The organism is Acidovorax sp. NO-1, from assembly GCF_000238595.1.
Lineage (GTDB): Bacteria > Pseudomonadota > Gammaproteobacteria > Burkholderiales > Burkholderiaceae_C > Acidovorax.
Genome location: NZ_AGTS01000086.1, coordinates 14,408 through 40,294 on the forward strand (window position 1 = coordinate 14,408; position 25,887 = coordinate 40,294).

Below are 25,887 nucleotides of genomic sequence, written 5' to 3' on the forward strand. Positions count from 1 at the left end.
TGTGTCGTGTGTCAAGTGAGTGGGCGGGCTACAACGCATCCAGCCGCGTGCGCAGGCTGGCCGCATGTTCACGCAGCGCATCGAGCTGCGGGCCCTGCATCTTTTGCAGCTGGCGGTACACCATGCCGAGGCGGAAGTTGCTGCCCAGCGTGCACTCGTTGCGCGCAAAAAAGTCCCAGTACAGCGCGTTGTACGGGCAGGCGCGCTCACCCACCTTGAGCTTCTTGTCGTAGTGGCAGCCGCTGCAGTAGTCGCTCATGCGGTCGATGTAGGCGGCGCTGCTCACGTAGGGTTTGGTAGCGAGCAGGCCGCCGTCGGCAAACTGGCTCATGCCCACGGTGTTGGGCACTTCCACCCATTCAAAGGCGTCGATGTACACGCCCAAATACCAGCGGTGCACGGCGGCAGGATCAAGCCCCGCCAGCAGCGCGAAGTTGCCGATGACCATGAGGCGCTGGATGTGGTGGGCATAGGCCTGATCCAGCGACTGGCCCACGGCGTGCTGCATGCAACGCATGCGGGTGTTGCCCGTCCAGAACCAATCCGGCAGCGGCGTGTGGTGGCCCAGGGCGTTGCGCTCGTCGTAGCCGGGCATGTGGGCCCAGTAGATGCCGCGCACATATTCGCGCCAGCCAAGGATCTGGCGGACAAAGCCCTCCACCGCAGGCAGGGGCGCAGCGCCTGCGTGGTAGGCGGCTTGGGCGCGTTGCACCACCTCTTGCGGGCGCAGCATTTTGGTGTTGAGCGCGAAGGACAGCAGGGAGTGAAAGAGCCGCGCGCTCATCGTGCTCATCGCGTCTTCATACGCGCCAAAGTGCGGCAGTGTGGTGGTAACGAAATGATCCAACCACTCCAGTGCCTCAGCCCGGTTCAGCGGCCAGCGCAGTGCATGGGCCTGCGGGTTGCCAAAGCTCTGCACACCTGCAGCCTCAATGGTGGCCCACAGTGCGCTGTGGTCGTGCGTGGGGCGGGCGTCGGGCGGCAATCCGGGTGTGCCGGGCCAGGGCTTGCGGTTGTCATGGTCGTAGTTCCACTGCCCGCCTTCAGGGTCGCCCGCTCCATCGATCAGCACGCTGTGGCGCTGGCGCATGCGGCGGTAGAAGTGCTCCATGAGCCACTGCTTGCGGCCTTGGAACACCTCGGCCATTTCGGTGCGGGTGGTGTAGAAGTGCTCGCTGCTGACGGCCTGCACGGCAAAGCTTTGCTCTGCACCCCAGGTGCGCAGTTGCGCGTCGAGCCGCCATTCGTCGGGGTGCTGGTATTGCAGCGTATGCGCGCCATAGTGGGCCATGAGGGCGGCCAGGTTGTCGGGCATCGACTGGCGGTTGCTCGTATCGTCAATCGCCACGTAGCGCACGCGGTGCCCGGCCTCGCGCAGGTGGCGGGCCAGGTCACGGATGGCGGCGAAGATGGCAAGGATCTTTTGCGCGTGGTGCAGCACGTAGTCGGTCTCTTGCCGCACTTCCATCAGCACATAGACCACGCCCTCGTCCTGCGCGGCGAACCATGAATGCTCGGGGTTGAGCTGGTCGCCCAGCAGCAGGCGCAGGGTGTGGGTGCGGGGTTGCTGCGTGCTCATGCCGTGCCCCATAGGCGGCGGTAGCTGCCGTCGGCATCGTGGTCTTGCGTCTGCTTGATGGGGTTGAAGCGGCGTCCCCCACGCGGGTCGGTGCCGCGCCCGGCAATGTAGAGCCAGTTGGCCTGGTTGCTGTACACGTCGTAGTCCACCAGTTGCGATTCAAACCACGCGGCGCCTGCGCGCCAGTCGCTGTGCAGGTCATAGACAAGGTAACTGGCGGCCACCTGGCGCAGGCGGTTGCTCAAGTAGCCGGTGGCGGCCAGTTCGCGCATGGCGGCGTCAACCAGTGGCTGGCCCGTATCACCCCGGCACCAGCGCTCAAAACCGCGCGGGTTGTGCGGGGCGTGTGGCAGCCCTGACAGCCCCCGCGCCCGGTACAGCGCCGCGCCGTATTGCAGGTGCAGCAGCCGAAAGTAGTCGCGCCACAGCAGCTCAAACCACAGCCAGTAGGTGCCATCGTTGGCACCGTGGTCGCACTCGAAGGTTTTCAAGTCGGCATAGATCTGGCGTGGCGAGAGTGCCCCCGTGGCCAGCCAGGGCGAGAACTTGCTGGAGTAGTCCAGCCCCGTGAGCCCGTTGCGCGTGGCCTTGTAGCTGTGGGGCAGCTTGCGGGCCAGGTATTGCGCCAGGTGGGCCAGCGCGGCGGCCTCGCTGCCATCACAGGCAGGGGTGCCGTAGGGGAAGGACGAGCGCACATCGCTGCCTTGTGACGGTGCGGGCTGCTGGATGCGGACAGCGCCCTCTTTTGCACCCACGGCCTGCAGCACGGGCGCGGGCACATCGGGTGGTGGCAGCAGCCGCGTGGGGGCGGGCAATGGTGCGGCGGGGGTGATGCCTGCGCGCTCGACCTTCTGGCGGAAGCTGGTGAACACACCGGGCAGGTCAGAGGCAGGCCAGGGCATGTCGGCTGGGTGCAGCAGGCTGCTGTGCCATACGGTACGCACCTGGAGGCCCGCCGCGCGCAGGGCTGCGACCTCGGCCTGTTCGTAGGGGACGGCAATGTCTTCGCACACCACAGTAGTGGCCCCCACCGCCTGGGCCAGTTGCGGCAAGGCGGTGACGGGCGGCGCCTGGCAGATGAGGAGCGGGTTGCCCAGTGCGGACAGGCTTGCGCTCAGCCCGCGCAGCGCGGCGGCAGCAACGGCGCGGCGGTGCACGCCCACGCGGGCAAAGCCCCAGGGCGTGGGTTCGTCAGCCGCAGGCAGGCACACCACGGGCAGCAAGTGCGTGGCACCGCTGGCGAGTGCCGCGTGCAGCGCGGGCTGGTCGTGCAGGCGCAGGTCGTTGCGAAACCAGAACAGCACCGTGCTCATGCAGCGCCTTCCTCTGCTGCCTTGCCCGCACGTTTGCGTTCGCTGCGGCAGCGGTCTGAGCAGTACTTCACTTCGTCCCACACCTTCTCCCACTTCTTTCGCCAGGTGAAGGGCAGCCCGCAGTGCAGGCAGGTTTTCTGCGGGAGGTCTGATTTTTTGCGCATGCGCATGGCGGGCCCGTGGTGTTGCTACGCAGGCTGCACAACCTGCTGCGCAAGCGCCTGCCCGCTGAGCCAGGCGCCTTCGACCTTGCCGCCGTTCAACCAATCGCCGCACAGGCCCAGACGCAGCGTGGCGTCCCACCAGCTGCCCTGTGTCAGCGGGACTTCGGTGTCGGCATAGCGCCAGCGGTGGGCGGTGGCGGCCAGGGGCGCAGGGCCGCCAAGGTCTGCAAAAGCCGCGAGCAGTGTTGCCGTTACCGACTCGGCGCTGTCTTCGATGTGCGCTTCGCTCCACTCGGCGCTGGCGTGGAGCAACCAGGTTTCTGCGCCCGTGCGACTCGGCTTGCTGCTGTCGCGCGCCACCCAGCGCAGCGGGCCGGTGTTGATGAACGCACCTTCCCACGGCAGGGCCACGGGGCTTGCGTAGCGCAGCATCACGGCCCAGCTGCCGCGCATGCGGGCACTGGCGGCCATGGCGGCGCCTGCGGGGGCCACGGGGGCCAGCAAGGGCACAACCTGCGGCGCGGGCACGGCCAGCAGCACAGTGCCGTAGCGCTGGCTGTGCAGGCCCTGCTCTGCCGAGGTGATGGCCCAGCCGCCATCGGCAAAGCCCAGCCGCTGCACGGTGGTTTGCCACTGCGCCCGCGCCCGGTCGCCCAGGTGCTGCACCAGCCAGGCGGCGGGCGATGTCATGCGCGGTGTGCCCACAAACCGCTCCAGCGGTGTATGCGGCGTGGTCCACGCGCTGCCGTCAAAGCTGGCCAGCCGGGCATTCCACAACGCCGCCACACCGGCCTGCTGCCAGCGGTCCACCTCCGCGCGAAAGCCAGGGTCGCGGGCGGTGAAATACTGCGCACCGTGGTCGCACTGCCAGGCGCCATGGCCGTCTTCCGCGCGGCGCGTGCTCATGCGGCCCGAGGGGCCACGGGCCTTGTCGAAAACGTGCACCGTGTGGCCCGCCCGCAGCAGGGCCTGCGCGCACGACAGGCCTGCCAGGCCTGCGCCGATGACGGCAATCGGCAAAGCGTCGGCGTCGCTGCTCATGGCTGCGGGTCGGTGCGGTGGTGGGTCACCCAGATCACCGCCCGGGTGTCAATGCCCAGCGCATCGGCACGGGCGATGAGCTGCCCGCGCAGGGCGGGCGGCAACTGCCGGGTGCGCGACAGAATCCAGAAATAGCTCCGGTCTGGCCCCACCACCAGCGCCCACTGGTAGTCCGCATCCAGCGCGGCCACGTGGTAGCCGCCGTAAAACGGGCCAAAGAACGACACCTTGAGCGACGCGGTGTTCGCATCACCGGCGAACCTGGCTTTGCCCTCGGCCTGGCGCCAGTCGTTCCTGCCGGGGTCAAAACCCCGGTTCAGCACGCGCACGCTGCCGTCCGCCTGGCGCTGGTAGGTGGCGCTCACGTCGGTCATGCCGCGCTCGAACGCATGGTCGAGCCGGGCCACCTCGTACCAGCGGCCCTCGTAGCGCGTCAGATCAAACGGTGAGACGGCCGCAATGCCGGCCGGCGGGGTGGTGGAGGCGCAACCCGCCAGCGCCAGTGCCACCACGACGAACACAGGGGCCGCTACAAGGCGCACCAACCTGCTGGACCAGGATGGTGGAGTGAGGGGGTGGGTCATTAATTACCAATCAGTCGCAAATAATACTGAATGGTAACTCAATGAAACCGGGGGCGCCCACCAAGCCCGGCGCGGGCGAAGCGGGCAGGCGCCTGCGCTGATGGAACAGAAACTACAAAATTGATAGCTTCCAGCGCTTTCTCCATAAGCGCTGGAGACCATTTTGACTACTTTTTATAGAACCCGCAGGAGATCACCAGGCCCTCCACACCCACTGCCTGCACATAGGCCGATTTGGTCATGGTCTCGCGGGTCAGCGGGTGCTGCCACTGGTAGTCCACCCATCCGGTGCCAGGGTTCTGGCCCAGCCGCATGATCTTTTTCACGAAGTAGCGGCCCTGCACGTCCTTCACCGCGTTGCCGTCCACGCCGATGACGCGGGGGTTGCCGCCGTTGGCCACGATGGTGCCGCTCGCGTCGCACATGCCGAGGTAAAGATCGCGGTCCACAAACGGGCCCTGCGGGTCGCTGATGGCCTGCTTGCCGCGCTCCACGCCGTGCGTGCGCACGTACTGCGCGCCCGCTTCGGCCAGCGCGCGGGCCTGCTCGGCATTGCCGAACTCGCGGGCGCCCAGGTGCCAGTCGCCCACAGCCCGCGCCAGGCGCTGCGCCTGGGCCTCCAGACTGCCGGCGGTGTGGGCGGCGGCCTCCACCAGTGCGCCGTTGCGCTGGGTGGTGTCGTCGATGTGGGCGATGGCGCGATGGATCTCCTCGAGCCCTGCGCTTTGCTCTTCGCTGGCCTGCACGATGTCGCCCATGATGCGGGCCACGCTCTGCACACTGTTCACCATGCCGGACATGGACGAACCCGCCTGTTCGGCCAGGCGGTGCCCTGCCTCGACGCGGGACACGGATTCGTCGATGAGCTGCTTGATCTCGCGCGCGGCGGTGGCCGAGCGCTGCGCCAGCGCACGCACCTCACCCGCCACCACGGCAAAGCCACGCCCCTGCTCGCCAGCGCGTGCGGCTTCCACGGCCGCGTTCAGCGCCAGGATGTTGGTCTGGAACGCGATGGAGTCGATGACACCCGTGATGTCCACGATGCGGCGCGAACTCTCGCGGATGCTGCCCATGGTCTGCACCACCTCGCCCACCACCTGACCACCCTGCCCCGCTGCCGCCGATGCGGAAGCCACCAGCGCGTGCGCCTGCCGCGCATGGTCGGCGTTCTGCCGCACGGTGGTGGTGAGCTGCTCCATCGACGCGGCCGTCTGCTGCAGCGCGCTGGCCTGCGATTCGGTGCGCTGCGACAGCGCGGTGTTGTCTCCTGCCACAAAGCCCGCCGTGGTGGCGATGGCCGTGGTGCCCACGCGCACGTCCACGGCCACGCGGAACATGTGCTCGCCCACTTCGGCCAGCGTGGCAGGCAGCAGCCCCAGCCCGGGCGCGCCGTGGGCCAGCAAGGGCTCACCCAGGTCGCCCCGCGCCAGCCGCTGGGCCTGGGCCTCTGCCCACTGCAGATCGCGCGCCCTCTGCCACGCGCAGCGCAGCGCCACGACAGCAGCCAGCAGCGCCACCAGCAGGCCGGTGCCACCCAGCCCCACCCGTAGCGAAGGCGATGGCGCGGCCAGCACGGTGCCGGCCATGGCCACGGCCACCGCCGCAAGAAGCACCACCGCGGCCGCACCTATGCGCTGCGACCAGGCTGTGAATGTCATGGCAGGCATCCCCGGGGCATCCGTCAGTGCGCGGGCACGGCCGCGTGGTGCTCGGCCCGCGCGAGGAACTGGTCCACCAGCTCGTACTGCGCAGGCACGTTGAGTGCCGGGGCATGGCCGCAGCCGGGTACTTCGATCACCTGCGCCAGCCCGCGCAGGCCGGGGCCCCGCGCCAGCATCTGCACGGTGGTCTCGCGGCGCACCAGGTCGGAGTCTTCACCCCGCAGGCACAGCACGGGGATGTCCAGCGCGTCGTAGTGGTCCCAGATCAGGTAGTCGTTGGCGTGGTGGGTGAACTGCTGCACCATGGCCGGGTCGTAATGCGGCGTCACCCGGCCGTCGGGCAGACGGCGCGTGGAGGTTTCGGTCAGGGTGCGCCACTGCGCATCGCTGAGCCAGCCATAGGGCTTGTACACCTGCCTGAAGAACACCTCCAGTTCGTGCACCGTATCAAACGCGGGGGGGTGGCCCGCATACGACTTGATGCGCTCCAGCGCCTCTTCAGCGAGCTGCGGCGCGTTGTCGTTGAGCAGCAGGCTCTGGATGCGGCCCTTGAGCTGCGGCTCGAAAAGCCCCGACGCACACACGGTGCCGATCGCCCCGCCCATCGACGTGCCCACCCAGTGCGCGCGCTCGATGCCCAGCGCGTCAAACAGCCCCGCTGCGATGCGCGCATAAAACGCGAGGCGGTATTCATCGTGCGGCGCACGCGCCCACTGGCTCAGGCCCCGCCCCAGGGTGTCGGGGCAGATCACGCGGTAGCGGGGGGCCAGATGGGCCGCCAGTTCGTCCATGTCCCGGCCCGTGCGCGCCAAGCCGTGCCAGGCGATCACCACGGGCGCATCGAGTGCGCCCCACTCCATGTAGTGGATTTCATAACCTGCACAGGTGACATAGCGCGATAACGGGGTCATGGTGGGCATTCGTGTGGGTCAATTAAAAAAGGGGCGGCTGCATGCGGCGCAATGCGCCGATGCGCCGTGGTGTTCGTTCATTTCATGAGGCGGCCATTGCTGCCGATGACCGTGACCTCGACATACCGCGAGCCGATGCGGTTGGTGGGCGAGTAACTCAGCGTGATGCCGCCCAGGTCATAGTTCTGCAGCGACTCCAGCGCCTTCACCACCTTGGCGCGCGTGGGTGCAGGGCCCGCGCGGCGCAGGGCTTCGACGAGGACCTTGGCACCCAGGAACTGCTCGAAGCTGGTGTAGTTGATCTCCGCGTCGGGCGCGTACTTCTTGAGCAGCGCCTGGTACTCGCGCACCACCGGCAGCATGGGGCGGTAGGGGTAAGGCACCACCTGGCTGATGCCCAGGCCATGCGCGTTCTTCAGGCCCGCCAGCTTGACAAGCTCGGCCGGGTCCACCACCGAGATGTTGTAGAGCTGGGCGCCGCCGCCCTGCTCGCGGTACTGCTTGACGAACGCTGCCGCAGGCTTGTTGACGGCAATCATGATGACCGCGTGCACATCGGCCGCCTTGACGGCTTTGACGGCATCTTCCACCTTGTCGGTGTTGCGTTCGTAGCCCGCAGACACCACCAGCTTGAGACTGCGCTTGGCCAGGGCTGCCTCGACACCCGCCAGGCCCGCCTTGCCAAAGCCGTCGTCCTGGTACATCACGGCAATGCGGTTCATGCCCAGGGTGGTGAGCTGCTGCACCATGTGCTCGGCCTCGTCGGCATAGCCGGCCCGCACATGGAAGATCCAGGGGTTGAAGGGGTTGCGCAGCGATTCACCGCCGGTGTACGGTGCCACCAGCGCGGCGCCGCCCTGCTCCAGCACGCCATCGGCCAGCAGCTGCGTGATGTTGGCCGTGCCGGCAAAGCCATACAGCGCAACCACCTCGGGCTTGGCCAGCATTTCACGCGTCAGGCGCACGGTGTCGGCCACCTTGTAGCCGTCGTCCACCACCTCCTGCCGGATGGTGGCACCGTGCACACCGCCCTGGGCGTTCACGGCATCAAAGTAGATCTTGCCGCCCAGCACCATCTGGGCGCCCGTGGTGGCCAGCACGCCCGACAGCGGCGCCACCTGCCCCACCACCAGTTCGGCAGCGCGGGCAGGCGCGGCGGCCACGCCGCACCACCCCGCAGCCACCGCCAGCAGGCCCGGCATGGCCAGGGCCCTGACCATGCGGCGGCTCCAGGTCATCAACGTAGCATTCATGTCCATCCTTGGGTTGTCGCCGGCCGTGGCAGCGGGGCGTGCACGGCCGGGGTGGGTTGCGTGGCAGCGTTTGCGGGCGGGGTTCAGTCGGGTACGGAGATCGAACCGGCCGTCACAGCGATGGCGTTGGCAGCCACTGGCGTGGCAGCGATCGGCGGCACGTTGGCGGCCGTGATCGCGGGCGCACTGCCGGGTGTGCCGCCGCGCGGCACGGTGCGCACCACCTGGCTGGCAGGCAGCGGCTTGCCGCTGGCAAGGTGGTCGTACACGGCGTCGAGCGCGTGGTTCAGGTACACGTGCAGCGGCACATAGCGGCTGTCGTAGCCCGGCAGCACCGTGGGCAGGCCGATGAAGCTGTCAAAGTGCTGCGCGTTGGCCACCTCCACATAGCTGAGCTTGCTGGCGGCGCCCTCGACCTTCCTGTTCAGCGCGGCATAGGGGCGCGAGGTGTGGCTCACGGGCAGCAGCGCATCTGCGCGGCCGTGCACGATGATCGCGGGCTTGCCGCTCAGGTTGCCGTTGCGGCGGGTTTCATCCACACCGGCCTGCAGCTTCCTGGCTGCGGCGTCGGTGCCGGTGACCAGGTTGCGCAGGCACAGCGCGCCAGCGGTGTTCCAGTCGGCCACACCCGCATCCGAGAACGACAGGAAGTCCCGCGCCGGTCCGAATTTGCCCAGGTTGTTCACCAGGTTGATGCCACCCGACGGAGGAACGCCGTTGCCGGTTGCAAACATGCCGGGCAGCGCAGCCGCGGCCAGGGGCGTGACCGCACCGGTGGCCGCCGTGGCCGCGTAGCTGAAGCCGCACAGGTTGTCCTTCACGCTGGCACGCGAGAGGCTGTTGGCAAAGGTGACTGCCACGGCAGGCGCGACCTCGAAGGCCGCCAGCGAGGCATGAAGGTCGTTGGACTCGGGCTCCCAGCCGTAGTCGCGCAGCTTTTGCAGGGCCTCTTCGGCCTGGGTGGCGGTGGTGGAGGCCGACAGCAGGCCCGCCGCCTTGAGCGACGCGCAGCGATTGGGCGCAATGGGCAGGGCCGCACTGCCAAACCCGGCCGCAAACGCCGCGGCGTAGGGGGTGGAGCCGATGGACGGCGCCAGCGAAGCGCAGGACTGGTACAGGTTGGCGTAGGTGGTGAAGTCGATGAGGGGCTTGCCCGTCACCACAATGTCGGCGCTACCGCGGCGCACCGTGACGCCGGGGTTGGCCGGCATCTCGATGGCCGGCTCTGACACGGCCACACCGCTGATGAGGCCTTGCGTGTCCTGCTCGGCCGCGGCGATGGCGGAGCCACCGCCGTTGGAAATGCTGGAGGCAATGACAATGGTGTTGGCGGGGGTGAGGGATTTGAGGCGCTGGCCCGCTGCGTTGGTCTCGCCATAACGCTGGTTGAGCACGTAGTAGCCAAACTCCACGGCCTGCAGCGTGGTGGTGCCCCAGTCCTTTTCCGCGTTTTGACCAGAGTGTGCGTGCTTGAAGGCAAAGCGATTGGGCGTGCCCGCGTTGAAGGCGGCCAGCTCGGTGGGCGTGAGGCCCGCATTGAACGCGGCATTGGCACCGGCGGCTGCGGCCGTGGCGCGGGTGCCGTCGATCAGCGGCACGGTATCGTTTTGCAGGTCGTGTGGCGCGCCGCCTGTGCCCTTGTCAGAGTAGGCCACCGCGCAGCCCTTCTTGAGGCCCCACTCGCCCGTGGAGATACCTCCATACACGCCGCGCGAGCCCGAGGCGGTGGCGGTGATCATGCAGGGCTTCTTGGGGTCGAAGCTGGCGGGCACCTGCACCATGAGCGTGACGTTCTTGCGGCCCGTGCCGTCGTCTGCAAAAGCGATGTATTCGGTACCCGCCACCTTGCCGTCGCCAGCCGTGACCTGGCCCTGGGCATTGACGTTGGGGCCGTACAGCGTGCCGTAGCCACCGGCGGCCGTCATGTCGAGCATGGCGCGGTAGTTGGTGTGGATGGCCGTGCGGCGCAGCTCGGCCGCCGTGGGGTTGAGCGGGTCGGCATAGGCGGGCGCCACCGGCGCGGCCAAGCCGCTGGCTCCCAGGCCTGCGGTGAGCAAGTCGTTGCTGGTGCCGTCATACGTGACGGCGCTGATTGCGCCGAGGTATGCAGGCTTGGCGTTGACGGGAGCGCTGTCGCCGTCGCTGCCGCCGCAGGCTGCCAATACCGCAGCCGCCAGTGCTGCAGGCACAAACGGGCGAATGCGAGTCTTCATGGTGCTGACCTTCATGGGTTTGTCTCCAGGAGTTTTTCTTAGCGTTGGATGCACAGCTCACCAAAGCCCCGGCCGTGCAGGTCGCCCTGCGCGGCCAAGGCTTTCCCTCACCCCGCCTTGCGCGCAGCTGCCGCGCGCAGGCGCCCCACCACACCGGTGGGGAAGTAATAGACCGACAGAACAAACAGAACGCCGAGCCAGAGCAGCCAGCGGTCAGGCGACAAAAGGGCCGACAGCCAGGGCAGCGCACTGGCCGCCTCGCTGCCCATGCGCAGCAGGTCCTGCAGATAGCTTTGCGCCAGCAGGAAAAGCACCGCGCCGATGGCCGAGCCATAGATCGTGCCCATGCCGCCGATCACCACGATGAGCAGGCAGTCCATCATGATTTCGAAGCTGAGCGAGGTGTCGGGCCCGTTGTAGCGCAGCCAGAGCGCAAGCATCGCGCCCGCCATGGTGGCAAACAGCGCCGACAGCACGCTGGAGGTGGTACGGTACACCACCACGCGGTAGCCAATGGCCTCGGCGCGGAACTCGTTCTCGCGGATGGCCTGCAGCACACGGCCAAACGGCGAGTTCACGATGCGCAAGAGCGCCAGCACCAGCACCACCGCCATGACGAACAGCAGGTAGTAGGTGATGATCTTTCCGTCGATCAGCACCCCCAGCACTTCGTTCTCGAACGGCTCGAAACTGGGCGACAGCAGTTGCGGGACCTTGAAGGTCAGGCCGTCCTCGCCGCCCGTCCACTCTGACAGCTGGGAGGCAAGCGTCTGGAACGCCGCCGCCACGGCCAGCGTGATCATGGCAAAGAAGATGGCCCGCACGCGCAGCGAGAACAGCCCCACGGCCAGCGACAGCAGCAGCGACAGCAGCAGCGCACCGCCAATGCCCACGCCCAGCGCCATCCACGTGGGCCCCATGCGCGTGGTCGCCATGGCAATGCCGTAGGCGCCGATGCCAAAGAACATGGTGTGCGCAAAGCTCACGATGCCGGTGTAGCCCAGCAACAGGTCGAAGCTGGCGACCAGCACCACGAAGATCAGCACCTTGGCCGCCACCGACAGCGCCTTGACGCCCGGGAACAGGAACGGTGCAAACGCCAGCCCGATCAGGATGGCCACAAGAATGACTGCCAGCACCTTGCTGCGCGGGAAATCATTGGAAAGAAGACGGGTCAACATGGTCTTGTTTCCTTGCCTTAGCGGTTGGTCACGGGGTACACCCCCTGTGGACGCCACAGCAGGATGGCCACCATGAGCGCGATGTTGGAGAACAGCGCCACCTTGGGCGCAAGAAAGCCGGTGTAGTTGGCCATCAGGCCCACCAGCAGTGCGCCAATCAGCGCCCCGCCCGTGCTGCCCAGCCCGCCGATGATGATCACGATGAAGATCAGCACGTTGACCTGCGCCCCCATCTGCGGGATGACGTTCTGCTGGTAAAGGCCCCACATCACGCCGCCGAGGCCGGCCAGCGCCGAGCCCACCACGAACACGCCCACGAACAGGCGGCGGATGCGGTAGCCCAGCGACTCGACCATCTCGCGGTCCTGCACGCCGGCTCGGATCAAGAGGCCCACCTTGGTGCGCGAGAGCGTCCAGGCGAGCACGCCGAAGACCACAAGGCCCACGACCACGGCAATCAGGCGGTATTTCTCGATGGCGGCATCACCCACCAGCAGCGAGCCGCGCATGCCCTCGGGCAGCGGCAGCGGGATCTGCGCAGGGCCCCAGATGACCTTGATGAGTTCTTCTCCAATGATCATGCCGCCCATGGTGATGAGGATCTGCTTCAGATGCTGGCCGTACACGGGCCGCACGATGAAGCGCTCGAACGCCAGGCCCACGGCGCCGGCCACGGCCATGGCCACCAGCATGGCCGGCAGCACGGCCATCAGGTTGCGCCAGATGTCGGCGCTTTGCGTGTAGTCGCCCATGGCGCCCAGCACGCTGGTGGCCACAAAGGCGCCTAAAGCGATGAACACGCCGTGGCCGAAGTTCAGCACGTCCATCAGGCCAAACACCAGCGTAAGGCCCGAGGCGATGATGAAGATGATCATGCCCATGGCCAGCCCCGCCACCGTGAGCGTGAGCCAGGTGCTGGGCGAACCGATGAAGGGCAGCACCAGCAGCGCAAGTGCGGGCACCAGCGCCAGGGGCTTCCAGTCGAAATCGCGGGAGATGTTCATGCCCGGCCTCCTTGCGCGGCCATGGCGCCCTGCCATGTCGCTACATTTTTAATAGCTGCTTGCGCTTTACCAGCAAGCGCCAGAGGCCAAAAAGTCTTGAAATCCGGTGTGAAACTCATAGTGCCAACCCCAGCAGCGATCGCTGCAGCTCTTCGTCCTGCGCCAGTGCGGCCATGCTGCCTGCATGCACCACCTGGCCGTTGTCCATCACGGCCACGGTGTCACCGAGCCGCTTGGCGAAATTGATGTTCTGCTCCACCAGCAAGATCGTCACGCCGCTCTTTTTGAGCTGGTCAAACGCCTCGATCATGTTGTTGATGATCGCGGGGGCCAGGCCCTTGCTGGGCTCGTCCACGATGAGCAGCTCGCGCGGCTCCACGATGGCGCGGCTCACGGCCAGCATCTGTTTTTGCCCGCCGCTGAGCTTGCCGGCCGGGTGGTTCCAGAACTTCTCCACCGCAGGGAAGAGCTTGAAGATCCACTCAAGCCGCGCGGTATCCATCTGCGCGGCGTTGCTGGCGCTGCGGGCGGCCAGCAGCATGTTTTCCTTGACGGTGAGGTCAGCAAAGATGCCCATGTTCTCGGGCACATAGGCGATGTTCATGCCCGCGATCTGGGGCGTGTTGAGCGCGGTGATGTCTTTGCCGCCAAAGTGGATGCTGCCCTTGGACGCATGCCACAGGCCCATGATGGTGCGCAGCGTGGTCGTCTTGCCCGCGCCGTTGCGGCCCAGCAGCATGGTGAGCTGCCCTTTGGGTACAGCCAGGTCCACGCCATGCAGGATGTGGTACGCGCCGATGTGCGTGTGCACGCCCTTGAGTTCGAGGAGATTGGCCGAGCTCATGCGGCCTCCTTCTCTGCGTCCTTGCTGACGCCCAGGTAGGCTTCCTGCACCACGGGCGATGCAATCACCTCCGCCGGCGGGCCATCGGCCACCAGCGTACCGTTGGTAAGCACGATGATGCGGTCGGCCAGCTCGCGCACCACGTCCATCTTGTGCTCCACCAGCAGGATGATCTTGGTCTTGTCTTTCTTGAGCTCGCGGATCAGGTTCAGGATCACGGGCGCCTCGTCGTGGCTCATGCCTGCCGTGGGCTCGTCAAACATGTAGACCTGCGGCTCCAGTGCCATGAGCAGGGCCACTTCCAGCTTGCGCTGGTCGCCGTGGGGCAGGCTGGCCACGGGGGTGTCGGCGCGGTCGTTCATGGCCACGGCCTGCAGGATGGCGCGGGCGCGCTGGGTGAGCGCGGTGTGGTCGCTCCAGATGCTCCACAGGTTCAGCCCGCCGCGGTGCTTGCCCTCCTTCGTGGCCTGGACGGCCAGGCGCACGTTTTCCAGCACGCTGAGGTTGGGAAACAGGTTGGTGAGCTGGAACGCCCGGCCCAGGCCCGCGTGCGTGCGGGCCGACACGGACTGGCCGGTGATGTCCTGCCCGCCCAGCGTGACGGTGCCGCTGCTGGCGCGCAGCTGGCCAGAGATAAGGTTGAAGTAGGTGGTCTTGCCAGCGCCGTTGGGGCCCACGATGGCGGTGAGCGTGCCGGGCTCGAACGAGCAGGTCACGGCATTCACCGCCACGTGGCCGCCGAAGCGGATGGTCAAGTCCTTGGTGGCCAAGGTGCTCATGGGTACAGCTTCTCTTTCTTCAAAGTCATCATCTCGGGGCGTGGCACCAGGCCACCCGGCAGGGGAATGCGCAGCTGCGCAGCCCCCTGGCGCGGGCTCAGGGGCAGGTGCCAATCACGTAATGGTTGGGCGCGGTCTGCTTGAGGGTTTTGGTCACGAACACGTTCCACAGGCCCATGTTCTGGTTGGATCCCAGGGCGTAGGCATAGCCCCCTGCCGCATAGGCGCGCCCCGCCAGGGTGTGCGCATAGTTGCTGGCCGTGGTGCACACACCTGTGCCGCCGCCCGATGCAGCCTGGGTGGTGGCTGATACCGGGGCGGAGGTAGCGCCCTCCGCGCCATTGGCGTCCGCGGCGCGCACGGTCCAGCTGTAGGTGGTGGATGCGGCCAGGCCGGTATCGGTGTAGCTCGTGGCGTTCACGGGCAACGCGTTGACCTTGTTGGCGTTGCGGTACACGTTGTAGCTGGCGGCACCGGCCACGGCGTTCCAGCCGATGGTCATGCTGCTGGCGGTGGCGCCCGATGTGCTCACGCCCGTGGGTGCGGGAAGGGCCACCGGGTCGGGCGGCAGCGTGCCACCGCCGCTGGATACGCGGTCCACCATGGCCTTGATGGCGGCCATCTGCGGGCCGGACTTCTTGGCGTAGTTGGCGCTGTCATAGCCCCACCAGTCAAAGCAGCTGTTGGTGGCGCCCACGCCAGTCTGCGGGTAGAGCATCACGATGTTGTTGGTGTCTGCCCAGCGGTTGTAGCCGGTGTTGCGCACGTATTGCTGCTGCACGTCCGTCAGGTTCTGCTTGCAGCCGTGTAGCACCACATGCAGGCGGCATGCGGTGCTGCTGCCGGCCTGGCAGGCCTGCGGCACATAGGCCCAGCCCGTGGTGCCCATGCCGTGGTTGGTGATGAACTGTGTCTGGTTGAACTCGATGAAATTGCCCGCGGGCAATGCAGCGTTGTTGCGCGGATTGAGCGGGCCATACAGGTGCTGCAGCATCGCCCCGGCGAGGTCGAAATTGCAGTCGTTGATGAAGGGCGCCCCCTTGACCGTGCAGCCGCTGCCATAGTCGTCGGTGATCATGGCGTGCTCGGCCGCCAGGTCCTTCTTGTAGACGATGTTGGCCGCGGGCACGAAACTGCCGTAGTAGTTGCGCAGCGCGTCCACAGCACCCGGCTTGACCACCGTGTCCAGCGTGCCCGAGAAGAGATAAACCCTGGAGTTCTGCAGGTTGGCCACCGGGTCGATCAGCCCCTGGCTGGCCCAGGTGTTGGTGGTATTGACCAGCGTGCTGGTGGGAATGCCCGAAGCGCTGGTGCTGGTCATGCAGCGCCCCGTGGCGTTGATGATGGAACCTTCGGCGCAGTTGTAGGGCCCTGCGGCAAAAATGCCAGCCCCCTTGGCAAAGGTGGCCGAGTACGCCACGTGCATCTGCACCGCCATGAAGCCACCGGCTGAAAGGCCGGAGATGGTGGTCTGCGTCTTGTCGATATTGAGTGCGGGAAGGTTGACGGCGGCCGTGGCGGAACCCAGCGATACCAGGGCCAGCGCCGCGCTGGCGGTGGCTGCCCGGATGAAGGCAAAAGTCATGTTGTCTGTCTCCAAGTATTTTTCAGGAAAAGTCTGACCAGCCCCCGTGTAACCCGGGGGTTCATGCTTTCAACTCACTGGAAAAAGAGGGGCGGCCGCCCCCGCGGGATGATCCCCGCGCGCGGCACGGTCGTGCCGGCGCGGGGCCACGCAAACAGGTTATCGCTGGTTGCGAATCGGCACGTTCATTTCTTCAGGCTTGATCTCGCGGACCAGCTCGGGCACGCCCCAGGCAAAGGCCGGGTCCACCTTGATCTTGAAGTGGTACATGCTCTGCATGGCCTGGTGGTCTTCCTTGCGGAAGGTCATCTTGCCCTTGGGCGTGTCAAAGCTCATGCCTTCCATGGTCTTGATGAGCTTGTTGGTGTTGGTGTCGCCATTGGTGGCCTTGAGCGCCGTCACCAGCGCCATGGCCGAGCTGAAACCACCGGCCGTGAAGAAGTCTGGCGGGGTCTTGAACTCCTTGTAGTGCGCTGCCACCAGGGCTTCGTTCACGGGGTTCTTGGGGATGCCGAAGTAGTAGTACGTGGCGCCTTCCATGCCGGGGAAGTTCTTGTACGACGCCATGGCGGGCAGAATGTTGCCGCCGGTCGAGATCTCAATGCCGTAGCGCTTCAGGTCCATGTCGGCAATCTTGAACGGGTTGCCTGCGCCTGCCCAGACGATCCAGATGATCTTGCGGCCGGGCTGGTCCTTGAGCTTCTCGATCAGGCGTTGTGCACCTGCGGTGAAGTCGGTGGTGGCGGCGGGCAGGTACTCCTCGTGGGCCACCTTGGCCTTCTTGACCGCATCCTTGAACGCCTTGACGCCATCGCGGCCAAAGGCGTTGTCTTGTGCCAGGGTGGCGATCGTCACGCCATCCTTGTCCACCGCCACGGCGTTGGAGATCGCGTCCTGGCTGCTGTTGCGGCCCGTGCGGAAGATGTACTTGTTCCACTTGTCACCCGTGATGGCGTCGGCCACAGCAGGCTCCACCAGCAGGATCTTCTTGTATTCCTCGGCCACCGGCAGCAGCGCCAGTGCCACGCCCGACGATGTGGGGCCCACGGCAATGTCGGCCTTGTCGTCCGAGTACGCCGCTGCCAGCAGGCTCTTGCCCAGGTCAGGCTTGCCCTGGTCGTCCTTCTCGATCACCACGATCTTCTTGCCGCCCACCATCATGGTGCCGCCGGTGGCGTAGTTCAGACCCATCATCAGGCCGGTCTGCGTCTGCTTGCCATAGGCCTCCAGCGGGCCCGTCTTGCTGTACACGTGGGCAATGCGGATCTCGCCAGTCTGGGCGAAGGCGGGTGCAGAGATTGTGGCGGCCAATGCGGCCAGAGCTACCAGGGTACGTCGTTGCATGGGGAGGTCTCCAGTTGTGATGCCTGCTAATTGCACAGTTCGTGCCAATATGTAAGTGGTTGATTTATAACGATATTTCCAAACAACCAAAATGGAATGGCTGAAATAAATACAAAACAAATGTCTGATTTTTGGTCATTTGATTGGATTTAATGCAGGGTTTGCACCGATTCCGTCCGGCCGTCACCGCCGGTTGCGGATGGGCAGGTTCATGTCCTGCGGCTTGATTTCGCGCACCAGATAGAGGTCGGCCATGGTGCCCTGGCGTGCACCGGGGGCCACGCGGAAGTGGTACATGCTTTGCAGGGCCTGGTGGTCTTCCTTGCGGAAGGTCATGGTGCCCTTGGGGGTGTCGAAGCTCATGCCCTCCATGGTGGCTATCAGCTTGTTGGTGTTGGTATCACCCCCCGTCTTCTGAAGCGCGGTGACCAGGGCCATCGCGGAGCTGAAGCCCCCCGCCGTGAAGAAGTCTGGCGGCGTCTCATAGCGGACAAAGTGCTGCGTGACCAGCCACAGGTTGGGCTTGTTCTTGGAGAAGCTGTAGTAGTAGTACGTTGCGCCTTCCATGCCCGGGAACTGGTTGTAGGACACCATGGCGGGCAAAATGTTGCCGCCCGTGGCGATCTCTATGCCGTAGCGCTTCAAGTCCAGGTCGGCAATCTTGAACGGGCTGCCCCCGCCGCCCGCCCAGATGATCCAGATAATCTTTCGCCCCGGCTGGTCCTTGAGCTTTTCGATCAACCGCTGGGCCCCGGCCGTGAAATCAGTGGTGGCGGGAGGCAGGTATTCCTCATGGACCACCTTGGCCTTCTTGACCGAATCCTTGAACGCCTTCACACCGCCCTGTCCAAAGGCGTTGTCCTGCGCCAGGGTGGCGATGACGGCGCCTTCCCGGTCCACTGCCACTGCGTTGCTGATGGCGTCCTGGCTGCTGTTGCGCCCGGTGCGAAAGATGTACTTGTTCCATTTTTCGCCGGTGATCGCATCGGCCACGGCGGGCTCCACCATCAGGATTTTTTTGTGCTCCTCGGCCACGGGCAGCATGGCCAGCGCCACGCCAGACGCCGTGGGCCCGACGGCGATGTCCGCCTTGTCGTCCGCATAGGCCGCCGCCAGCAGGCTCTTGCCCAGGTCGGGCTTGCCCTGGTCGTCCCGCTCGATCACGACAATTTTCTTGCCATTGATGGTCATGGTGCCGCCAGTGGCGTACTCCAGCCCCATCATCAGTCCGGTCTGGGTCTGCTTGCCGTAGGCCTCCAGCGGCCCGGTTTTGCTATAGACGTGGGCGATGCGAATTTCCCCGGTCTGGCCGAAGGCCGGAGCGGCAAGGGCGCTGACCAGTGCGGCCAGCGCAATCAGGGCGCGTCGTTGCATGGGGTTGTCTCCTGGAGTTGTGACCAAATGTTGCAGCATCCGTGCCAACCCAGCCCATGCACCCTTCCGTCATAAAACCGACTTGTTTGTGGCCTCAATCCCAGTTTCTGCCTGACTTTCAGCCAACAGGTCTGACCAAGTTCAAGACAGTTGCCTGATTTTTAATCAGGGTTTTCCAGCCTGCCATAGAGCGTGGCCCGGGAGATGCCCAGCTGGCGCGCGGTGGCGAGCTTGTTGCCGCCATGCGCTTTCATCGCCGCTGCGATGGCGCGGCGCTCCAGCTCTGCAACCTGCTCTGCCAGCGGGCGCAGGTAGCGGCTTTCGTCTTCGGCGTCGGTGGCTGACGCTACCTCCAGCACCGGCGCGGGCGCGGCAGGCACCACCCCGGCATCGCGCAGCACGCGCTCGAGCTGCGCTGCATCGATGTAGGCAGAGTCGCTGCGCATCACGGCCTGCTCCAGCACGTTGCGCAGTTCGCGGATGTTGCCGCGCCACGGCTGGCCTGCCAGCAGGGCCATGGCATCGGGCGTGAGCTCGGGTGGGGGTATGCCGTTGCGATGCGCCAGGTCTTCGCCCAGGGCCTCCACCAGCGCGGGTATGTCGCCGCGCCGCACGCGCAGCGGCGGCACGCGCACCGGCAGCACGTGCAGCCGGTAGAAAAGATCTTCGCGAAACCGGCTTTCGCGCACCAGCGATGCCAGGTCGCGCGACGTGGCCGCCAGGATGCGGACGTTGAAGGGCACCAGCTTGTTGGAGCCCAGGGGCTCGATCTCGCCCTCCTGCAGTGCCCGCAGCAGCTTGGCCTGCAGGCTCTGCGGCATGTCGCCGATTTCATCGAGGAACAGCGTGCCGCCATCGGCCAGCTTGAACTTGCCGTCGCGGCCCTTGCGGTCGGCGCCGGTGTAGGCGCCCGGGGCCACGCCGAAGAACTCGGCCTCCAGTAGTGTGTCGGGCACAGCGGCGATGTTGACGCTGACGAACGGGCCGCTGGCGCGGCTGGATGCCGCATGGATGGCATGGGCCAGCAGCTCCTTGCCGGTACCCGTCTCGCCCAGCAGCAGCACCGGGCTGCTCGACTGCGCGGCACGCCGTGCCTGGCGCTTGACCTCGGCCGCTGCGGGGCTGGAGCCGATGAAACTGGCAAACGTGTATTTGGCGCGCCGCTCGCCATCGCCCGCCACGGCCAGCGACCGGCTGCGCTGGCTGGCCAGCTCGCGCCGCGCATCGTCCAGATCACGCTGCAGCAGCGCGAACTTGCTGATCAGCGGCTGCAGCGTGGTCTCGGGGTGGTCGAACAGCACGATGCCGATGGCGCCGATCACGCGGTCGGCGTCGTCGCGCAACGGAATGCGGCTGACCACAAAGGTGCCCGCCTTGTTGGTGAGCAGATCGATCAGCACGGGCTGGCCGGTTTCGAGCACGCGGCGCATCTGCGTGTTAGGGATGACCTCCTCCACCGTGCGGCCGACAAACTGGTCCACCGAAGAGAAGCCGAGGTCCGGCAGAAAGCGCTGGTAGCCCTCGTTGATCCACACGATGCGCCCACTGCGGTCCACCAGGAACATGCCCTGGCTGACGCTGGAAAACAGCTGGAACATGGAACGCGCCGCCAGTTCCAGAATGCCTTGGGCATCCAGCGGCAGCGCAGGGGCGTCATCGGTAAGCAAAGGCATCTGCGGATGGTAGCGCGGCACGGCGGCCCCAGGCACCTCGGGTACCCGCCCCCTGCATCGGCGATGCACTTCGAATACTATCAAATTAATAGCGTTTAGCGCATATCCATCAAGCGCTGGCGGTCATTTTCATTCAAAAATCCATGAACGGAAGGAGCTGCCCAGACACCGCTCGAGCGCTCGCGAGCCGCCTCAACGCGCCAGCGCCGCCAGCCTGCGCCTTGCCCACCGGCGCAGCACGCGCGGAACGATGAGCACCGCCAGCACAATGATGATCAGCGTCAGCGACCCGGGGCGCTCCAAGAAGACCGTCCACCGGCCTTCGCCAATGGCCACGGCATTGCGCATCTGCGCCTCTGCCAGCGGGCCCAGGATCATGCCCACCACCACGGGCGCAGCCGGAAAGTCAAAGCGGCGCATCACCACGCCCAGCAGGCCGATCGCGTACAGCAGCACCAGGTCGAAGGCGCTCTGGCGCATGCCATACACCCCGAGCGTGGAAAACACCAGGATGCCGGCATACAGGTACGACCTGGGAATTTTCAGCAGCTTCACCCACAGCCCGATGAGCGGCAGGTTGAGGATGAGCAGCATGATGTTGCCGATGTACATCGACGCGATCAGCGCCCACACCAGCGCACCGTTGGTGTCAAACAGCTGGGGGCCGGGCTGGATGCCATAGTTCTGAAAAGCCCCGAGCAGGATGGCGGTGGTGTTCGACGTCGGGATGCCCAGCGTCAGCAGCGGAATCAGCGTGGCCGTGATCGCCGCGTTGTTGGCCGCCTCGGGCCCCGCCACACCTTCGATGGCGCCGGAGGTGCCGAACTCTTCCTGGTGCCGGCTCAGCTTCTTTTCGGTGGCATAGCTGAGAAAGGTCGGAATCTCGCTGCCGCCGGCGGGCACGGTGCCAAACGGAAAGCCGATGAAAGTGGCACGGATCCATGCCGGCCAGGAGCGCTTCCACTCCTCCCGGGTCATGTGGGTGCTGGTCAGGCGGTTTTGCGTTGCCTCCGTGCGGCCTTCGTACATCACGTTGTACAGCGCCTCCCCCACGGCAAACAGGCCAACGGCAATCAGCACGACTTCGATGCCGTCCATGAGCTCGGGCACCCCACCCGTGTAGCGCGCCTGGCCGGTGATCTGGTCGATGCCGATCAGGCCCATGGCCAGCCCCACAAACAAGGCCACCATGCCGCGCAAGGTGCTTTTGCCCAGCACGGCACTCACCGTGGTGAAAGCCAGCACCATGAGCATGAAGTATTCCGGCGGGCCCAGGCGCACCGCGTACTCGGCCACCAGCGGCGCAAAGAACGTGACCAGCACCGTGGCAATGGTGCCCGCGACGAAAGAGCCTATGGCGGCGGTGGCCAGTGCGGCGCCGGCACGGCCGCTCTTGGCCATCTTGTTGCCCTCCATGGCCGTGACCATGGAGCCCGCCTCTCCCGGCGTGTTGAGCAGGATCGACGTGGTGGAGCCGCCATACATCGCGCCGTAATAGATGCCGGCAAAGAAGATCATCGACGCGGTGGCTTCCACCTTGACGGTGATGGGCAGCAGCATGGCCACGGCCACGGCCGGGCCAATGCCCGGCAGCACGCCCACAGCCGTGCCAATGATGCACCCGACCAGCGCCCACACCAGGTTGATGGGCGTGGCAGCGGTGGCAAACCCCTGCATCAGAAGATTCAACGTTTCCATGGTCACAGCCATCCGGTATGGGTCAGGCCGGGCAGGTTGATGGCCAGCAGTTGCGTGAACATCCAGTACACCGGCGCCGCCACGGCCATGCCCAGGAGCAGGTCCTTGATCCAGGCTTTCCAGCCCAGATCCAGCGCGCCCTCCGAGCTTTTAAAGCCCCTCACGGCGAGCACAAAACACAGCGCGCAGCTCAGGATGAAACCCAGCGTGGTGATGAGCAGGGCGTTGAGCAGCAGCCCGGCCGACACCCAGGCAAACCCTTGCCAATGGGCACGCTCGCCACCCGAACCCGCATCGAGGTCGCGAAAGCCCCCCGTCAGCGCATGCACCACGCACAGCACGCCACACACCAGCAGGGCAATGCTGACCACCCAGGGAAAAAAATTGGGGCCCACGCCGCCGTAGCCGGCCTCCGAACTGATCGAACGGGCGCCCCAGGCCAGCCCCAGCGAAAGCAATACCAGCCCGGCCCCGATGAGGGTCTGCAGGGGCCTGGAGTGTGAGGAATGTTGATGTGCCATGGTGCTCCTTCGCGCCGCGCCCGCACACACCCAGGCCAATGCACGCGCCTGCCCTGCCGGCAAGACGAATGCGCGCAGACGGGGTACGCAGCGTGCGCCGGGTGGTGTGCTCAGATCATTCCGGACTTGGCCATCGTGGCGCGCATGCTGGCAAACTCGCTGTCCACGAAGTTGGCGAACTCGTCACCCGCCATCCATGCGGGGGTCCAGCCGTTCTTTTCCATCGCGTCTTGCCAGGCCTTGTGCTTGAAGGTCCTGGCCAGCGCATCGATCAGGGCCTTGCGCTGCACTGGCGTGATGCCGGGCGCGCCATACACGCCGCGCCAGTTGCCAATTTCCACGTTGATGCCCTGCTCCTTGAGCGTGGGCACGTTCACACCTTTCAGGCGCTGGCCCGAGGTGACGCCAATGGGCAGCATCTTGCCCGCGGCAATGTATTCGGCGAACTCGCTGTAGCCACTGCCGCCCACGGTCACGTTGCCGCCCAGTATGGCGGCGGTAGCCTCGCCACCGCCCCGGAATGCCACGTAGTTGATCCTGGACGGATCGACTCCCACCTCCCGGGCGATCATTGCGGCGGCAATGTGCTCGGTCGAGCCCCGGGAGCCCCCGCCCCACTTCACGCTGCCCGGGTCTTTCTTGAGCTGGTCGATCACGTCCCGCATGGTCTTGAATGGCGAATTGGCGGGCAGCACAAAGACGTTGTATTCGCTGGTCAGGCGCGCCAGCGGGGTGACCTTGTCCAGGCCCACGGGCGGCTTGCCGGCGATGATGCCGCCCAGCATCACCGCGCCCATCACCAGCAGCGCATTCGGATCACCCTTGCTGGCATTGACGAACTGGGCCAGGCCAATGGCGCCGGCAGCGCCGCCCTTGTTGTCAAAGGATACGGACGAAGCAGCGCCCGCTTCCTGCATGGCCTTGCCCAGGGCGCGGCCGTTCGAATCCCAGCCGCCGCCAGGGTTGGCAGGAATCATCATCTTGACGGCCGGTGCGCTCTGGGCCGCTACAGGCAGCGCGCCTGCAGCGGCGAGGGCGGCCAGGGATCTGAGAAAGGCATCGCGACGCATGGTGTCTCCTTGCAAAGTGTGCGAACGTGCTGATGATGCGCGCCGTGCCTGTCAAACGGCTGTCCCCGGATGCAGGGAAAACACCCATGCGGCTGCAGCATGGCAGCGGTGCTATCGTGCCGCGCATGCAACTGCTTCTTGTTGAAGACGACCCCACCATGCAGGCCACCCTGCACCGCGCCCTGACCCGCAAAGGCATGCAGGTGACGGCCGTCGGCGATGGCCATGCAGCGCTGAACCGGTGGGCACAGATGCAGCCAGACGCGGTGGTCCTGGACCTCACGCTGCCGGGGCTTGATGGACTGCAGGTGCTGGAACAAGCCCGCTCGCGCGGCCTGCGGGCGCCGGTGCTGATCCTCACCGCGCGCGGAACGGTGGGCGATCGTGTGGTCGGGCTGAATGCGGGGGCGGATGACTACCTGCCCAAACCATTTGATCTGGACGAACTGGAGGCCCGCCTGCGTGCCCTGCAGCGCCGCCATGCGGGCGCTGCAACGCCCACCGATGCCCGCAGCAGCACCCAGCAGATAGGTGCAGTCCGCTACGACAGGGAAAGCGGCGCGCTCTACCTGAACGGCGAAGTGATGGAACTCACGCCCCGGGAACTGGCGCTGATGCACGCGCTGCTGGCCCAGCCCGGCCATGCCGTGACGAAGGAGCGCCTGTACGGGCTGGTATTCCCGGGTCAGCTGGACGTGCAGTTTGAAGCCATTGAAGTCGTGGTGTACCGGCTGCGCAAAAAGCTCGCAGGCACCGGATTGACGCTGATGACCTTGCGGGGGCTCGGCTACCTGCTGCGGGCCGATACGTGACCGCACCTGCCCGGCCGCCGCGCCACCCCTCACTGCGCAGGCGCCTGTTGCTGGGGATTTTGCTGCCCGTCGCGCTCTTCATTGCGTTCAACACGTACAGCCTCTACCAGCAAACCCTGGCCTCGCTGAACACGGCGTACGACCGCACCTTGCTGGCCTCGGCAAAAAGCATCAGCGAACAGCTGGATGTACAGGGCTACGACGAGGCGGCGCAGCTGCGCGCCACGGTTCCCTACTCGGCGCTGGAAGCTTTCGAGGCAGACAACCAGAGCCAGATGTTCTACCGGGTATCCACCTTGCAGGGCGAACTGGTCTCCGGATTTGACGAGCTGCCCGTATGGCGCGGGCAGATTCCGGCGCAGCCGCCCTATGCGGCGCTGGTGGATTTCTACGACGAGCGCTTGCGCGGCCGTGATGTGCGCGTGGCGGTGCTGCTGCAGCCTGTGGCCAGCGCCCAGGGCCGCACCATGGCCGTCATCCAGGTGGCCGAAACCCTGGAGGTGCGCGAAACGCTGGCGCTGCAGCTTCTCTACAACACGCTGCTGCGCCAGGCGTTGCTGATCGGTGTGATCGCACTGACCGTGGTGCTGGTGGTTCAGCGCGCCATCCACCCCGTGCGCCGGCTGAGCCAGCAGCTTCAGGCGCGCAGGGAAGGTGATCTGAGCCCCATCGCAGCGCCGTCCACCCCGCGCGAACTCCAGCCACTGGTGGACGCTACCAACGGCGTGATGCAGCGCCTGAGCCAGCTGCTGCGGGATCAGAAACGTTTTGTGCGCGATGCGTCGCACCAGCTGCGCACGCCGTTGGCGGTGCTCAAGACGCAGGTGCAATCCGCCCAGCGCGGCGATGTCGAGCCCACGCAGGCGCTGCGCGAGATCAGCGACACCGTGGACCGCGCCACCCAGCTGGCCAACCAGATGCTGGCCCTGGCCAAGGTGGAGCAGCTGCGCCAGCAAAGTGCGCCCCCGGTCATCCGGCTGGACGAAATCCTGCGTACCGTCGCACTCGAAATCTCCCCCTTGATCGCCCAGCGCAACCTGGACTTCGGCATACACACCGAGCCCGCCCGCGTTCAGGCGCACGAATGGATGGTGCGCGAGCTCAGCCGCAACCTGCTGCACAACGCGGTGCGCCACGCCCCGGCAGGCACTGAACTGGCGGTGGACCTGCGCGCCGACGGCACCGGCGTGGTGCTGACCATCAGCGACCATGGGCCGGGCATAGACGAAGCGCTGGCGACGCGCCTGTTCCAGCCCTTTTCGGCGGGCGACGTGCGCACTGGC

22 protein-coding genes are annotated in these 25,887 nt (G+C 66.1%); 2 read left to right on the top strand and 20 right to left on the bottom strand.

Going from position 1 to position 25,887, the window contains the following annotated elements:
- Positions 1-28: 28 nt before the first annotated feature.
- The 20 genes from KYG_RS13835 to KYG_RS13925 form a co-directional block, all read right to left on the bottom strand.
- Positions 29-1,579 (bottom strand): cryptochrome/photolyase family protein, encoded by a 1,551-nt coding sequence (locus KYG_RS13835; protein WP_008905534.1) that lies wholly within the window; start codon positions 1,577-1,579, stop codon positions 29-31.
- On the bottom strand, positions 1,576-2,892 hold the full coding sequence (locus KYG_RS13840; RefSeq protein WP_008905535.1) for a DASH family cryptochrome: 1,317 nt from the start codon (positions 2,890-2,892) through the stop codon (positions 1,576-1,578). The genes KYG_RS13835 and KYG_RS13840 overlap by 4 nt, the downstream gene beginning before the upstream one ends.
- The gene (locus KYG_RS25510; protein WP_008905536.1) at positions 2,889-3,062 is read right to left on the bottom strand and encodes a DUF2256 domain-containing protein; all 174 of its coding nucleotides are present in this window, start codon (positions 3,060-3,062) and stop codon (positions 2,889-2,891) included. Before KYG_RS25510 ends, KYG_RS13840 begins: the two co-directional genes overlap by 4 nt.
- A gap of 18 nt (positions 3,063-3,080) precedes the next feature.
- On the bottom strand, positions 3,081-4,097 hold the full coding sequence (locus KYG_RS13845) for an NAD(P)/FAD-dependent oxidoreductase (protein WP_008905537.1): 1,017 nt from the start codon (positions 4,095-4,097) through the stop codon (positions 3,081-3,083).
- Positions 4,094-4,681: a lipocalin family protein gene (locus KYG_RS13850; protein WP_034694676.1), complete on the bottom strand. Its 588-nt coding sequence runs from the start codon at positions 4,679-4,681 to the stop codon at positions 4,094-4,096. Before KYG_RS13850 ends, KYG_RS13845 begins: the two co-directional genes overlap by 4 nt.
- Positions 4,682-4,848: 167 nt before the next feature.
- On the bottom strand, positions 4,849-6,339 hold the full coding sequence (locus KYG_RS25415) for a methyl-accepting chemotaxis protein (protein ID WP_050813862.1): 1,491 nt from the start codon (positions 6,337-6,339) through the stop codon (positions 4,849-4,851).
- 23 nt (positions 6,340-6,362) lie between these two features.
- Entirely contained in the window at positions 6,363-7,253 is an 891-nt protein-coding gene (locus tag KYG_RS13860; RefSeq protein WP_034694688.1) for an alpha/beta fold hydrolase, read from the bottom strand.
- Positions 7,254-7,330: 77 nt separating this feature from the next.
- The gene (locus KYG_RS13865) at positions 7,331-8,506 is read right to left on the bottom strand and encodes an ABC transporter substrate-binding protein (protein WP_369749906.1); all 1,176 of its coding nucleotides are present in this window, start codon (positions 8,504-8,506) and stop codon (positions 7,331-7,333) included.
- 83 nt (positions 8,507-8,589) lie between these two features.
- A complete protein-coding gene (locus tag KYG_RS13870) occupies positions 8,590-10,734 on the bottom strand; it encodes a D-(-)-3-hydroxybutyrate oligomer hydrolase (protein ID WP_008905542.1) in 2,145 nt (714 codons plus the stop codon).
- Between the two features lie 92 nt (positions 10,735-10,826).
- The gene (locus tag KYG_RS13875; protein WP_008905543.1) at positions 10,827-11,900 is read right to left on the bottom strand and encodes a branched-chain amino acid ABC transporter permease; all 1,074 of its coding nucleotides are present in this window, start codon (positions 11,898-11,900) and stop codon (positions 10,827-10,829) included.
- 17 nt (positions 11,901-11,917) lie between these two features.
- Positions 11,918-12,904 (bottom strand): branched-chain amino acid ABC transporter permease, encoded by a 987-nt coding sequence (locus KYG_RS13880; RefSeq protein ID WP_008905544.1) that lies wholly within the window; start codon positions 12,902-12,904, stop codon positions 11,918-11,920.
- A 115-nt stretch (positions 12,905-13,019) separates the two neighbouring features.
- The gene (locus tag KYG_RS13885; protein ID WP_008905545.1) at positions 13,020-13,748 is read right to left on the bottom strand and encodes an ABC transporter ATP-binding protein; all 729 of its coding nucleotides are present in this window, start codon (positions 13,746-13,748) and stop codon (positions 13,020-13,022) included.
- Positions 13,745-14,527, bottom strand: coding sequence for an ABC transporter ATP-binding protein (locus tag KYG_RS13890; RefSeq protein WP_008905546.1), 783 nt, complete (start codon positions 14,525-14,527; stop codon positions 13,745-13,747). Before KYG_RS13890 ends, KYG_RS13885 begins: the two co-directional genes overlap by 4 nt.
- 97 nt (positions 14,528-14,624) lie before the next feature.
- Positions 14,625-16,112: a PHB depolymerase family esterase gene (locus tag KYG_RS13895; RefSeq protein WP_008905547.1), complete on the bottom strand. Its 1,488-nt coding sequence runs from the start codon at positions 16,110-16,112 to the stop codon at positions 14,625-14,627.
- 159 nt (positions 16,113-16,271) lie between these two features.
- Positions 16,272-17,456 (bottom strand): substrate-binding domain-containing protein, encoded by a 1,185-nt coding sequence (locus tag KYG_RS13900; RefSeq protein WP_008905548.1) that lies wholly within the window; start codon positions 17,454-17,456, stop codon positions 16,272-16,274.
- Positions 17,457-17,639: 183 nt separating this feature from the next.
- Positions 17,640-18,830: a substrate-binding domain-containing protein gene (locus KYG_RS13905; RefSeq protein ID WP_008905549.1), complete on the bottom strand. Its 1,191-nt coding sequence runs from the start codon at positions 18,828-18,830 to the stop codon at positions 17,640-17,642.
- Positions 18,831-18,991: 161 nt separating this feature from the next.
- Positions 18,992-20,503, bottom strand: a complete 1,512-nt coding sequence (locus KYG_RS13910) for a sigma-54-dependent Fis family transcriptional regulator (RefSeq protein WP_034694691.1) — start codon at positions 20,501-20,503, stop codon at positions 18,992-18,994.
- A gap of 192 nt (positions 20,504-20,695) precedes the next feature.
- Positions 20,696-22,201 carry a tripartite tricarboxylate transporter permease gene (locus KYG_RS13915; protein WP_034694693.1) on the bottom strand — a complete coding sequence of 502 codons (1,506 nt, stop codon included), beginning with the start codon at positions 22,199-22,201 and terminating at the stop codon, positions 20,696-20,698.
- A 2-nt stretch (positions 22,202-22,203) separates the two neighbouring features.
- Entirely contained in the window at positions 22,204-22,722 is a 519-nt protein-coding gene (locus tag KYG_RS13920) for a tripartite tricarboxylate transporter TctB family protein (RefSeq protein WP_008905552.1), read from the bottom strand.
- Between the two features lie 110 nt (positions 22,723-22,832).
- Positions 22,833-23,792, bottom strand: coding sequence for a tripartite tricarboxylate transporter substrate binding protein (locus tag KYG_RS13925; protein WP_008905553.1), 960 nt, complete (start codon positions 23,790-23,792; stop codon positions 22,833-22,835).
- A gap of 125 nt (positions 23,793-23,917) precedes the next feature.
- Here KYG_RS13925 and KYG_RS13930 point away from each other — a divergent pair, with 125 nt between their 5' ends.
- Together KYG_RS13930 and KYG_RS13935 are read left to right on the top strand one after the other, a co-directional pair.
- On the top strand, positions 23,918-24,604 hold the full coding sequence (locus tag KYG_RS13930) for a response regulator transcription factor (protein ID WP_034694695.1): 687 nt from the start codon (positions 23,918-23,920) through the stop codon (positions 24,602-24,604).
- Positions 24,601-25,887 (top strand): sensor histidine kinase (locus KYG_RS13935; protein ID WP_034694679.1); only part of this gene is annotated, 1,287 nt, incomplete at its 3' end. The genes KYG_RS13930 and KYG_RS13935, both read left to right, overlap by 4 nt.